At 66.5% G+C, this 12068-nt stretch carries 14 protein-coding genes; 10 read left to right on the top strand and 4 right to left on the bottom strand.

Annotated elements, in window-relative coordinates:
- Nucleotides 1-147: 147 nt before the first annotated feature.
- Nucleotides 148-1071 (bottom strand): methyltransferase domain-containing protein, encoded by a 924-nt coding sequence (locus ACFOOR_RS11660; protein WP_343165775.1) that lies wholly within the window; start codon nt 1069-1071, stop codon nt 148-150.
- Nucleotides 1072-1109: 38 nt separating this feature from the next.
- Between ACFOOR_RS11660 and ACFOOR_RS11655 the strand changes: the two genes are divergently transcribed.
- Genes ACFOOR_RS11655 through ACFOOR_RS11640 form a run of 4 tightly spaced genes read left to right on the top strand, consistent with a single transcriptional unit; the run spans nt 1110 to nt 3374 of the window.
- A complete protein-coding gene (locus ACFOOR_RS11655) occupies nt 1110-1835 on the top strand; it encodes a ComF family protein (protein WP_343165776.1) in 726 nt (241 codons plus the stop codon).
- A gap of 35 nt (nt 1836-1870) precedes the next feature.
- The gene (gene grxC, locus ACFOOR_RS11650; protein ID WP_343165777.1) at nt 1871-2134 is read left to right on the top strand and encodes a glutaredoxin 3; all 264 of its coding nucleotides are present in this window, start codon (nt 1871-1873) and stop codon (nt 2132-2134) included.
- Nucleotides 2131-2955: a carbon-nitrogen hydrolase family protein gene (locus tag ACFOOR_RS11645; protein ID WP_343165778.1), complete on the top strand. Its 825-nt coding sequence runs from the start codon at nt 2131-2133 to the stop codon at nt 2953-2955. The genes grxC and ACFOOR_RS11645 overlap by 4 nt, the downstream gene beginning before the upstream one ends.
- Nucleotides 2952-3374, top strand: coding sequence for a DUF1178 family protein (locus ACFOOR_RS11640; RefSeq protein WP_343165779.1), 423 nt, complete (start codon nt 2952-2954; stop codon nt 3372-3374). The genes ACFOOR_RS11645 and ACFOOR_RS11640 overlap by 4 nt, the downstream gene beginning before the upstream one ends.
- Here ACFOOR_RS11640 and ACFOOR_RS11635 read toward each other — a convergent pair.
- The 3 genes from ACFOOR_RS11635 to ubiG are packed head-to-tail and all read right to left on the bottom strand — an operon-like array spanning nt 3371 to nt 4683.
- Complete coding sequence (locus ACFOOR_RS11635; RefSeq protein ID WP_343165780.1) at nt 3371-3700, bottom strand: hypothetical protein; 330 nt, start codon at nt 3698-3700, stop codon at nt 3371-3373. The two genes, ACFOOR_RS11640 and ACFOOR_RS11635, sit on opposite strands and share 4 nt — an antisense overlap.
- 1 nt (nt 3701) lies before the next feature.
- A complete protein-coding gene (locus ACFOOR_RS11630) occupies nt 3702-3875 on the bottom strand; it encodes a hypothetical protein (RefSeq protein ID WP_343165781.1) in 174 nt (57 codons plus the stop codon).
- A 40-nt stretch (nt 3876-3915) separates the two neighbouring features.
- A complete protein-coding gene (ubiG, locus tag ACFOOR_RS11625) occupies nt 3916-4683 on the bottom strand; it encodes a bifunctional 2-polyprenyl-6-hydroxyphenol methylase/3-demethylubiquinol 3-O-methyltransferase UbiG (protein ID WP_343165782.1) in 768 nt (255 codons plus the stop codon).
- A 142-nt stretch (nt 4684-4825) separates the two neighbouring features.
- On the opposite strand from ubiG, the gene ACFOOR_RS11620 reads away from it, so the two are divergent.
- From ACFOOR_RS11620 to ACFOOR_RS11595, 6 genes are all read left to right on the top strand, one after another.
- Nucleotides 4826-6055, top strand: coding sequence for an aspartate kinase (locus ACFOOR_RS11620; protein WP_343165783.1), 1230 nt, complete (start codon nt 4826-4828; stop codon nt 6053-6055).
- A gap of 20 nt (nt 6056-6075) precedes the next feature.
- Nucleotides 6076-8376 (top strand): phosphoenolpyruvate--protein phosphotransferase, encoded by a 2301-nt coding sequence (gene ptsP / locus ACFOOR_RS11615; RefSeq protein ID WP_343165784.1) that lies wholly within the window; start codon nt 6076-6078, stop codon nt 8374-8376.
- A gap of 82 nt (nt 8377-8458) precedes the next feature.
- Nucleotides 8459-9319: a helix-turn-helix domain-containing protein gene (locus tag ACFOOR_RS11610; protein ID WP_343165785.1), complete on the top strand. Its 861-nt coding sequence runs from the start codon at nt 8459-8461 to the stop codon at nt 9317-9319.
- Nucleotides 9320-9419: 100 nt separating this feature from the next.
- The gene (gene ispG, locus ACFOOR_RS11605; protein WP_343165786.1) at nt 9420-10547 is read left to right on the top strand and encodes a flavodoxin-dependent (E)-4-hydroxy-3-methylbut-2-enyl-diphosphate synthase; all 1128 of its coding nucleotides are present in this window, start codon (nt 9420-9422) and stop codon (nt 10545-10547) included.
- A gap of 82 nt (nt 10548-10629) precedes the next feature.
- Entirely contained in the window at nt 10630-11559 is a 930-nt protein-coding gene (locus ACFOOR_RS11600) for a hypothetical protein (protein WP_343165787.1), read from the top strand.
- Nucleotides 11560-11613: 54 nt separating this feature from the next.
- Nucleotides 11614-11961, top strand: a complete 348-nt coding sequence (locus ACFOOR_RS11595; protein WP_343165788.1) for an ArsC/Spx/MgsR family protein — start codon at nt 11614-11616, stop codon at nt 11959-11961.
- Nucleotides 11962-12068: the final 107 nt, after the last annotated feature.

Genomic DNA, 12068 nt, shown 5'->3' with positions numbered 1-12068 from the left:
AATCTCAACCCGTTCCTCAACGCTGAAATGTCGATATCGCTGTCCCATCGCAACACCCTAGGAAGGTGTTGCACTTCGTTTGAGAACTCAGGGAATCCAGAAAAGCCTTGAATTCTGAACCCCCGCCTTCGCGAGCGTGACGGGAGTCTACCGCCCCGCCTTCTCCCCCGCAGACTGCTCCTTGACCCCGAGCGCATCGGCGAGGCGCACCGTGGCTGAACCGGGGCGCTTCGGGCGCGGCTGTCCGGGATGCGGGGCCCAGCCTCCGGCATGGATGATCTCGAAACTCGCGCGGATCCGGCCGTCCGGATCGGCGAAACGCTCGGCATAGATCTGTGCCGCCCTCTCGAACAGGCCGCGCGTCGCCGGCTTGCGCGGCCGCGATGCCAGCGCGCTGGTTTCGCCCATGCCGCGCAAATCCTTCATCAGCACGAAGGCATTGCCGTAACGGACCGTGACGCGGTCGACATCGCTGACCGGCAGGGCAAAGCCGGCGCGTTGCAGGAGGCCTGATAAATCCTGCCCATCGGCGAAGGGCGAGACCCGCGCCGACACGCCGCCGGTCAGTTCGCTTTCCGCCGCCATCAGCGATTGGCGCAATTCATTGAGGCTCGCCCCGCCGATCATCGCGGCGGTGAAAAAGCCGTCGGGCGTCAGCGCCCGGTTGATCTGGATGAGCGCGCCCGGCAGGTCATTCGTCCAGTGCAGCGCCAGCGGCGAGACGATCAGGTCGAAGCTCTCGTCGGCGAAGGGCAGCGCCTCCTCGTCGAGTGCCAGCGCCGTCCCGCCGGCCAGCGCTGCGCGTTGCGGCGACAGATCACTCTCCACCCACATCGCCGCCTTGGCGTGGGCCTCCGGGGCCAGTTCCATCAGCAGCGCTACGCCGCGCCCGCCCCCGCCCAGCATCAGTGCGCGGCCGAAATCGCGGGTGATCGTGACCAGCCGGTCGCCGATATCCTCGATCGCGCGCTTTAACAGGAAGTCGTGCTCTGCCACACTGCGAGCGGACCGCGAGCGATGCTGGCGGACCAGTGCCCGGTCGAACAGGCGGGGAGGGGCGTTTGAACTCATGGGCCCGATATGGCCCGCTCCGGTGGGGAAGGGAAGCCGTGCGCGCCGCGGCCGACCTCGTCTGGCCGCCCCATTCCGCCGCCAGCGGGATGCGGGTCGATGCGCCCGGCCGGCTCGACGCGGACGACTGGTCCGCGATCCACTTTCTCGACGCGCCCTGGTGCGACACCTGCGGACTGCCCTTCCCCTATGCGATCGGCGCGGGCGCGCAGTGCCCGGCCTGCATCGCCCGTCCGCCGAAATATGCCAGGGCCCGCGCCGCCTTCGTCTATGACGATGCCAGCCGCCAGCTCGTGCTGGAGTTCAAGCACGGCGGCCGGGTGGAAAGCGTGGCGCAATTCGCCGCCTGGATGGCGGTTTCCGGCCGTGAACTTTTGCAAGGCGCGGACGCGATCATTCCCGTTCCGCTGCACCGCCGCCGTCTGGCCCAGCGGCGGTTCAACCAGTCTGCTCTGTTGTCCATGGCCATCGCCAGACGAACCGGCCTGCGCTTTGAGCCGCACGCTTTGCACCGGGTGAAGGCCACGCCGAGCCAGGCCGGCAAGTCCGCCAGCGGTCGGCGGCGCAATGTCGCCGGCGTGTTTCGCGTGCCCGAACGGGCCAGGCCGCGCATCGCCGGAAAGGTGCTGGTGCTGGTGGACGATGTCTTCACCACCGGGGCGACGGCCGAGGCTGCAGCGCGCACGCTGCAGCGCGCCGGAGCGGCCCGGGTGAATGTTCTGACGCTGGCCCGCGTTGTCAGACCGGTAAACCCGCTTACATAAAGGCGGCTTCAACACGCGGCACGGGAAATGAGTCGATGGCCAGGGTGACGATCTACACGCGCGAATTCTGTGGTTACTGCGCCCGCGCGGTGCGCCTTCTGAAGGACAAGGGCGTCGATTTCGAACAGATCGACGCCGGTATGGACGCGGCCAGGCGCAAGGAAATGATCCAGCGCGCCAACGGGGCCTCGACCTATCCGCAGATCTTCATCGGCAACGAGCATATCGGCGGCTGCGACGACATGTTCGCGCTCGACCGCAAGGGCGCGCTCGACGTGATGCTGGGGATTTCGGGGTGACCACACTCCCCGTCGCCCTCGTCCAGATGCGGTCGGGCACCGACCCGCTGACCAATATCGACGACGCGGCCCGCCTGATCGAACAGGCGGTGCGCGGCGGCGCGAAACTGGTCGTGACGCCCGAATGCACCAATCTGGTCGAGCGCGATCCGGCCAAGCTGTTCGCCAGGCTCTACGCCCCGGACGAGGACCCGGCGGTGATGGGCTTCGCCGACATTGCCCGCACGCACGGCATCTGGCTGCTCGCTGGCTCCTTCGCGCAGAAGATCGCCGAGGACCGCGCGGTGAACCGCAGCCATCTCTTCGCGCCGGACGGGAAGCTGGCCGCGACCTATGACAAGATCCACATGTTCGATGTCGGCCTTGGCGGCGGCGAGACCTATTCGGAATCGACCAATTACAAGCCGGGCGAGAAGGCCGTGCTGACCGAGGCGGCGGGCACGAAGCTCGGCCTGACCATCTGCTACGACGTGCGCTTCGCCTATCTCTACCGCAAGCTGGCGCAAGCCGGGGCGCAGCTGATCGCCGTGCCCTCCGCCTTCACCCGGCCCACCGGCCGAGCGCACTGGGAAATCCTGCTGCGTGCCCGCGCGATCGAGACCGGCAGCTATATCCTCGCCGCCGCGCAGGGCGGCCATCACGAGGACGGGCGTAACACCTGGGGGCATTCGATGATCGTCGACCCGTGGGGCAAGATCGTCGCGGAACTGGACCATGACGAGCCGGGCGTTCTGAACGCCGAACTCGACCTCGACGCCGTCACCGATGCACGCACCCGCATCCCGGCGCTGAAGCATGACCGCGAGGTCACCGGCCCATGATCCGCTACGCCCTCGTGTGTGATCACGAACACGAATTCGAGGCCTGGTTCCGCAATTCGTCGGACTATGACGAGCAGGCGGCGTCCGGCCTGGTCGAATGTCCGCTCTGCGCCTCGACCTCGGTGAGGAAGGCGGTCATGGCGCCGAATGTCGCCTCGCCGAAGCGGCGCAAGGAAACGCCGCAAAAGATGATGATGGAGATGGCCGGCAAGGTCCGCGCCCATATCCGCGACAATTTCGATTATGTCGGCGACAAGTTCGCCGACGAGGCGCGCGCCATGCACGAGGGCGACATCCCGCACCGCGACATTTATGGCGAGACCACGCCGGAGGAAGCGAAAGCCCTCGCCGAGGACGGCGTGCCCTGCGCGCCTCTGCCCGCGCCCTTCGCCCCGGTCCCGCCGAAGCGGGTGAACTAGGCGGCGAGCCGATAGAGAGCGCCGGCTGTCGTCACGATGAAGTAGATCACGACGATGATGGCAAACAGCCGGAAGTCGGAGAGATGGTGCAGCACGAGTACGCCTCGCCGGGCCGGGTTCTTTTCGTCGCGAAGCTCTGAAACCGCGCGGAGGGCAACAATTCCTGAATAGATGGTGTAGGCCGCCAGGGCGAGGCTGAGGGCTTCGCTTCCGTCGAAGTCCAAACCGCGCACAGCGACGAGCAGCGAATAGACGCCAAGGCCGGCACCTGCTGCCAGAAGGGGGATGTAAGGCCCGACGACCTCTAGAGACGGCCTCTCGGACACCTCAGTCTGGCTGGGTCTCGAGCAGGAACATGGCCGCCCCGCCAATCACTGCCGCAATCAGGATCACCGGAAGCGCGCTCGAAGCTGCCCCCGCTGCGAGCGCAGACCCCAGGGCGGCCGCGATGGCGCGCGACCAGATCAGAAGCGGTTGAGGTGTGCTCACCGACTGGTTCATGCGCTGAATATAACCGCTGGTTGCGGAGCAGACAACAAATTCAACCCGCCTTCTTCGCCGCCAGCATGTAGTTCACGCCCGCATCGCCGGTGATCGAGAACTGGTCGTTCAGCGGGTTGTAGCTGACCCCGACCGGCTCTTCTGGCGTGAGGCCCGTGCCCGACAGCGCGGCGCGGATCTCCTCCGGCTTCACCAGCTTGCGGAAGCGGTGCGTACCCTTGGGCAGCCAGCCCATCACCCATTCCGCGCCGAAGATCGCGGTGACGAAGGCGCGCGGCGTGCGGTTGATCGTGCCGACCACCATCATCCCGCCCGGCTTCACCAGCGCAGCGCAGTCCTTCAGGAAGGCGTCCGGGTCGGCAACATGCTCGACCACTTCGAGGTTGAGGACGACATCGAAGGGCTGCTCGCCCGCCTCGATCAGTTGTTCCGCGGTGCCGTGGCGGTAGTCGATGGCCAGGCCCATCTCCTGCGCATGCACCATCGCAGTCTTGATATTGGCTTCCGCCGCATCGACTGCCGTGACCGAGGCCCCCAGCCGCGCCATCGGCTCGGAGATCAGACCGCCGCCGCAGCCGATATCGAGGATGCGCAGACCCTTGAACGGCTCGGCCGCGCTGTCGTCGAAACCGAAATGCGCGGTGATCGCGCTGCGCAGCCAGGAAAGGCGCGCCGGGTTGAACTTGTGCAGCGGCTTGAACTTGGAATCCGGATCCCACCATTCCGCGGCCATGCGCGAGAATTTCTCGACCTCCTGCGGGTCGACGGAGGGGCGGGAGATCGTCTCGGGGGCGGCGGCCTGGGCCATGATCTTTGTCCGTTCTCGCATTGCGTGTGGTGCGCTGCCGTAATATGGCCCCGCTGGCCGCGATGATCGAGAGCGGACAGCGGGATGCGTCGATTGGCGCACACCGGGCTGATGGCCGGGAAGATAGGCGAGGGACGCCGGATTGGAACGCGTGGTGATGAAATTCGGCGGCACGTCGGTCGGCACCTCCGACCGGATTCGCGCCTCCGCCGCGCGCGTCGCCGATGAAGCCGCGAAGGGCCATGCCGTCGCCGTCGTCGTGTCCGCCATGGCCGGTGAGACCGACCGCCTCCTCGAACTCGCCGGCGCGCATGGCGGGGCGCTGGGCCAGGTCGAGACCGATGTCGTCCTGACCGCCGGCGAACAGGTTTCCGCCGCGCTGATGGCGCTTGAACTCGGCGCCCGGGGCCTCAAGGCGCAGTCCTTCCTCGGCTGGCAGGCGCGGATCGAGACCCAGGGCCCGCCGGGATCGTCGCGGATTTCCGCACTCGATGCCGCGCCCGTCCTTGCCGCACTGGAGCAGGGCATCATTCCGGTCATGGCCGGTTATCAGGGGATCGGGCCGGACAACCGCCTGCGCACGCTGGGCCGGGGCGGATCCGACCTGTCGGCGGTGGCGCTGGCCGCGGCGCTCGGCGCACGCTGCGACATCTACACCGATGTTGACGGTGTCTACACCACGGATCCCAGAATCGAACCGCGCGCCCGGCGAATTCCTGCGATAAGCTATGACGAGATGCTCGAACTCGCGGCGCAGGGGGCCAAGGTGCTCCAGACGCGCTCGGCGGAGATGGCCAAGGCGAGAGGGGTGCGGCTGCGCGTATTGTCGAGCTTTTCGAACGATCCCGATGCGGAGGGTACCGAAGTGGTCGATGCCGATCTGATTTCCGAACGCCGGATTGTTTCAGGCGTGGCGTATGCCCGCGACCAGGCACGCATCGGCCTCTTGGGCGTGTCGGACCAGCCGCAGGCCGCTGCCGAGGTTTTCGGCGCGCTGGCCGACGCGGAAATCGGCATCGACATGATCGTGCAGGGCCGCTCGCGCGATGCCGGCACGGTGAATATCGAATTCACCGTCGACCGCCGCGACCTGCATGCCGCGCTCGATGTGATAGACTCCGCTGCATCCGGTTCCGGTGCGCGCGACATCGTGCATGAAACCGGTCTGGCGAAGGTGTCGATCGTGGGAATCGGCCTCAACCGGCGTGCGGATGTTGCCCGCATCCTGTTCCGGGCGCTGGGTGAGAAGAATATCGCGGTGAAGGTCATCGCGACGTCCGAAATCAAGATCAGCGTGCTGATCGCGAACGAATCCGTGGAACTTGCGGTGCGTGCGCTCCATTCCGCTTATGGCCTCGACGCCGCGGGCTAGCGAAAGGACTTTTGCGAGGGATGACAGCGATCGAAGCCTTTGCGCCGGGACCCCGGCGGCTTCTGACGCGTTTGCGCGCGCTGATGGCGGCGCGCGAGGACGCCCAGGAAAGGCTCGACCATCTCGTCCGCCTGATCGCGCAGGAAACCGGCGCCGACGTGTGCTCGATCTATCTCGCCCGCCGCGGCGGCTCGCTGGAGCTGCGCGCCACCCACGGCCTGAAGCAGGAAGCGGTGCACAATACCCGCCTGCAGCCCGGCGAAGGCCTGGTCGGCCTCGTCGCGCGCCAGGCCCGGCCGCTGGCCGTGGCGGACGCCCCGACCCATCCCGCCTTCTCCTATCGTCCCGAAACGGGAGAGGAGCCGTTCAAATCCTTCATCGGCGTGCCGATCCTGCGCGGCGGACGCCTCGTCGGCGTGCTGACCAGCCAGACCCTGACCAGCCGCGATGTCGGTGACGACGAGATCGAGACGCTGCAGACCGTCGCCATGATCCTGGCCGAGATCGTCGCCTCCGGCGACATCATCTCGGCCGAGGAACTGGCCGGGCTCGACGTTCGCCCGACCAAGGCGGAACGCTTTCAGGGCGGTGCCTTCTCGCCCGGCCTCGCCATGGGCGTGGCCGTCGTCCACGAGCCGCACGTCACATCGCTGCGCCTGATCGCCGACGATCCCGACAGCGAAGAGGCCCGGCTCGAAACCGCGCTCGAAAACCTGCGCCGCTCGGTCGACCAGATGCTCGACAGCGGCCGTGTGCCCTTCGGCGGGCCGACCCGCGACGTGATCGAGGCCTACCGCATGTTCGCGCATGACCGCGGCTGGCTGAACCAGTTGCGCGATGCGGTGCGCCAGGGCCTGACCGCGGAAGCCGCCGTCGAACGCGTCCGCAACGAGCACCGCGCCCGCCTGATGCAGGCACGCGACGCCAATTTCCGCGAACGGATGCACGACCTCGAAGACCTCGCCAACCGCCTCCTGCGCCATCTCGACGGGGAGTCGTCGACGGCAAGGCCCTTGCCGGAAAACGCCATCCTGATCGCGCGTTCGATCGGTCCGGCCGAATTGCTCGACTACGACCGCGCCCGCCTCAAGGGCGTGGCGCTGGAGGAGGGCTCGGCGTCCAGCCATGCCGTGATCGTCGCCAAGGCGCTCGGCATACCGCTCGTCGGCCGGGTCGAAGGCGCGCTTGACCGCGTCGAGGAGGGCGATCCGGTCATTCTCGACGGCGAATTCGGCCTCTTGCACATCCGCCCGGCGGAAGACGTCACCGAGACCTACCGCGAGCGCACTGAAGCCCTGTCCAAACGCCGCGCCATCTTCGAGCAATTGCGCCAGGCGCCCTCGGTCACCGCCGACGGCCAGGCGTTCGAGCTGCATCTCAATATCGGCCTGCTCATCGAGCTGACGCGGCTTGCCGAGACCGGCGCCAAGGGGATCGGCCTGTTCCGCACCGAATTCCAGTTCATGGTCTCCGACACCCTGCCGCGCCTCGACGAACAGGCCGAGCTCTACCGGGCGGTGGTCAACGCCTCCAACGGGCATCCGGTCGTTTTTCGCACGCTTGATCTCGGCGGCGACAAGGTGACGTCCTACGCCCCGTCGACCCGCGAACCGAACCCGGCGCTGGGCTGGCGCGCCATCCGCATGGGTCTCGATCGGCCGGGCCTGCTGCGCTACCAGCTGCGCTCGTTGATCCACGCCGCCGGCGAAAAGCCGCTGAAAGTCCTGTTCCCGATGATTGCAGCGCCGTGGGAGTTCCGCGCCGCGAAGGCCATGCTGGTCAAGGAGGTGGAATATTTCCGCCGCCGCGGCCGTACCGTCCCCGAGACGGTAGAGGCCGGGCTGATGCTGGAAACCCCCGGCATGGCCTGGGCGATCGAGCAGATCCTGCCGGAAGTGGATTTCGTCTCCGTCGGAGCGAACGACCTGATGCAGTATTTCTATGCCGCCGACCGGCAGAATGCCCGCGTCTCGGACCGCTATGACGTGCTGGCGCCGGCGGCGCTGCAGCTCCTGAAATCGATCCGGGATGCATGCGTCCGTCACAATGTGCCGGTATCGATCTGCGGCGAGCTGGCGGGCCGTCCGCTGGAGGCCTGCGTGCTCATGGCTTTGGGCTATGACCGCATGTCGATGGCGGCGGGCAGCATCGGCCCGGTGAAGCGGGCGCTGACGGCGCTCGATGCCGGCCGGCTCGGCACGTGGCTTGCAAGCCACATGACCGACGACCTGCCCTCACTCCGGGGCGGTCTCCTGAAGGCCGGGTCCGCTGCAGGACTTGCCGTGGAGGCTGTTGATAACCCGGGTGCTTTGAGAGTATGATTAATCCGTTGTCATGTGACAAATAGGTCACAGGCGCGGGTGGGGTGTCAGGGCGTCCGTGTTTGAGGACGCAGGAGTGAACATGACTGAGGGGCGCAATCCGGGTGGGTTTGTGCCGGTCGATGCGATTTTCGCCGGCTCGGGAACATCTTGTGTGCAATTGTCTGCGGGTGAGAAACTGCGTGACGCGCGGGCGCGTCTCGGGCTGACGCTCGACTCTGCCGCCGCCCGGACCCGTATCCGCCGCGACTATCTCGAAGCGCTTGAAACCATGGATCCGCGCGGCCTGCCGTCGCGCGCCTATTGCGTCGGCTATCTGCGCACGTACGCCCAATTCCTGTCCCTCGACGAGGCCGCGATCGTCGACCAGTTCAAGCGCGAGGTCGACACCCAGACCGGCCGCGCCACGCCCACCGCTCCCAAGGAAAAGCGCGAGATCAAACTGCCGCGCGGTGCATTCGGGGCTGTCCTCATTCTCGCCGGCGTTGCCGGCATCGCCTGGTGGTATGCCAACACGGCATCCGGTGAAGGCGCGTTCGCCGACGTGCCGCCGCCGCCCGACGCCGATCTTTCCCTGCTGGAAGACGAAAGCCTCGCCAATGGCGCGCGCAGCTGGTCGGTCGGCGATGTCTGGCGCGACCTGCCGGCGCCGGGCACGGCGACCGAGGAAGTCGTGCTTCAGGCCAGCGCTCCGACCTGGCTCGAGGTGCGCGATGGCTCCGGCCGCCTGCTCTTCTCCCGCGAACTGGCTGCGGGCGAGCGTTATCGCGCCCTGTCGGAAGACGGTCTGACCGTCACCTCCGCCGATGCCGGCCTGATCGAGGTCTTCGTCGACGGTCAATCTTTCGGCCTGCTGGGTGAACCCGGCACACCGGTCGACGAACGTCCGGTGCATGCCGGCGCCTTCCTCGTCGCGGAAGCGGAAATCGAGATCGCCGGCTGAATTGCCGCGTGCTTGCCGGTCGAATCCGGACACATTTGACGCTATATCCTGCGCATGACACCGGCAGCGGACCCGTTCGCGTCCGCGAAGGAAGATCGCCATGCATGAAGCCCATCGCGAAGTCCGGCCTTGGCGCATGATCGAGCGGCGCGAAAGCCGGCGTATCCATGTCGGCTCGGTACCCGTGGGGGGCGGCGCGCCCATCGCCGTCCAGTCCATGACCAACACGCCGACATCGGACGCGCAGGCGACAATCGCCCAGATCCGGCAGCTTGAAGAGGCCGGCGCCGATATCGTGCGCGTGTCCTGCCCTGACGAGGACTCCACCGCCGCCCTGTCGCAGATCGTGAAGTCGGTCTCCGTCCCGCTCGTCGCGGACATCCACTTTCACTACAAGCGCGGTATCGAGGCGGCCAAGGCCGGCGCGGCCTGCCTGCGGATCAATCCAGGCAATATCGGTTCGATGGACCGGGTGAAGGACGTGGTGTCCGCCGCCCGCGACCATGGCTGCTCGATCCGCATCGGCGTCAATGGCGGGTCGCTGGAACGTCACCTGCTGGAAAAATACGGCGAGCCCTGTCCCGAGGCGATGGTGGAAAGCGCGCTCGACCACGCCCGCATCCTCGATGACCTCGATTTCCGCGAATACAAGATCTCGGTGAAGGCGTCGGACGTCTTCCTCACCGTCGCGGCCTATGCCGCGCTCGCCGAAGCCACGGACGCGCCGCTGCATCTCGGCGTCACCGAGGCCGGTGGCCTGCGCATCGGCTCGGTGAAGTCCGCCATCGGCATGGGCAATCTCCTCTGGGCCGGGATCGGCGACACGATCCGCGTCTCGCTCTCCGCCGACCCGGTGGAGGAGATCAAGGTCGGCTTCGACATCCTGAAGTCGCTGGGTCTTCGCACGCGCGGCGTGAACATCATCGCCTGCCCGTCCTGCGCGCGTCAGGGCTTCGACGTGATCAAGACGGTCGAGACGCTGGAAGAACGCCTCGCGCACATTTCCGAGCCGATCTCGCTCTCGATCATCGGCTGCGTCGTGAACGGGCCGGGTGAGGCGATGTTCACCGATCTCGGTTTCACCGGCGGCGGCAAGGGCTCGGGCAAGATGTATGTCTCGGGCAAGCCCGACCACAACGTCACCAACGAGGAGATGGTCGACCACATCGTCGAACTGGTCGAACGCCGCGCCGAACAGATGCGCGCCGCCAAGGAAGCGGCGGAGTAGGCATCAAGCCTGAAATTTCTGGAGTTGGATTACGAAACCGTGCAACCTCCGGGCGTCGATTTCGGATTCCGTGGGGCGACGCATGTTCAGGAACAAGGCAGCGCTGGCGCGGTTCGCGATCACGCTCTGGCCGTGCTCTGCTGCGGCCATTCTTTTCCTCTGGCAGCCTGACTCCACGACCGGTGCCTTCATCAACCGCGCAGCCTGGTTCGCTGCGGCGGGCGTCTGGTGGGCGTTGAGCCGATTCCTGCTGACGCCTTTTCTTGCACGCCATTCCGACGACGAAGCCCGCCTGTGGCGCACCGCGGAAGCCACGCTTCTAAACGGCGCGTTCCTCTATGGCGTTCCGATGGCGGTGGCCGTGAATGTCATTTTCCTCGGCCTGTCCGAGATGCCCGCGAACGACGCCATCTTCATTCTGCCGAATACGGCCTTTGCCTTGATCTTCGGAGCAGGCGGTGCCTATCTTGGACGGGATCTGCGGAAGACCTTCCCTGACGGCCAACCCAAGACCGAGCGAAGGCAGATTGAACCCCCGGCGGACATCCCGCTTTCGGCGATCCCGGCGAGCGTGAAGGTGTTTGCGGCCATCAATCTGCTGTTCGCTGAACTCTACCTGCTCATCCCGCTGGCGGCGGCCTTTGTCCTGCCTTTGCTGCTCGACGCCTGGCAGGAGCATCTTGTCGCCGTTCTTGTCGCGTCGACCCTTCTTTGCCAGCTGACGCTCTGGCTCCCGGGGCGTTGGCTCCGCAGGCGGCCGGAATGGGCGCAGGTTCAGGATGCTTATTTCGGCACGCGCCTGCGTGCCATCGCGTTCGCGATCATTGCGGCGGGTATACCGGTCATCGGCGCTGCGATCTGGATTGCCATCCACGGCCTCGAGCCGCTTGGACTGTCACCGGGCGTCGGCTGGAGCGTGCTGGGAGGCAGCCTGCTTGTTTCCTATCTTGGCTTTGTGTCCAGCCGGGCGAACTGGGCGGCCTCGAAAGACCCGATGACTCGCCAGCCTTGAGCCCTGCGCTTCCCTCGACTAGTCCGGGACCACCGGACTGAAGGAGGCCCGCCCATGATCACGCTCTATGGCATCAAGACCTGCGACACCTGCCGCAAGGCGATGAAGGCGCTCGATGCGGCGGGGCGGGCTTATGACTTCGTGGATCTGCGCGCCGACGCTGACGTGACCGCGCTCGCGCCGAAATGGCTCGCGGCGGTCGGGACGGACACGCTCGTGAACCGCAAATCGACCACCTGGCGCTCCCTGTCCGACGCCGAGAAGGCGAAGGCGAACAGCGATGCCGGCGCGGCGGACCTGCTCGCTGCCCACCCGACCCTCGTCAAACGACCGGTGATCGAGACGGGCGGCGATGTGTTCGTCGGATGGACGGGCGAGGTTCAGAAGACGGTGGGAGTTTAATTCCCGTCATTCCCGCGAAGGCGGGAAGGTGGATTCTCGTTTGAAGTGCAACAGGTGGTCTGAGAAGGCCTCTGCGGGGGTTCTGTAGTCAAGGCATTTGCGCGGGG

The sequence above is a fragment of the Hyphobacterium vulgare genome (assembly GCF_042643335.1).
GTDB classification, from domain to species: Bacteria; Pseudomonadota; Alphaproteobacteria; order Caulobacterales; family Maricaulaceae; genus Hyphobacterium; species Hyphobacterium vulgare.
Note: the sequence above shows the minus strand (reverse complement) of the source record. Positions and strands in the feature narration are given on the sequence as shown.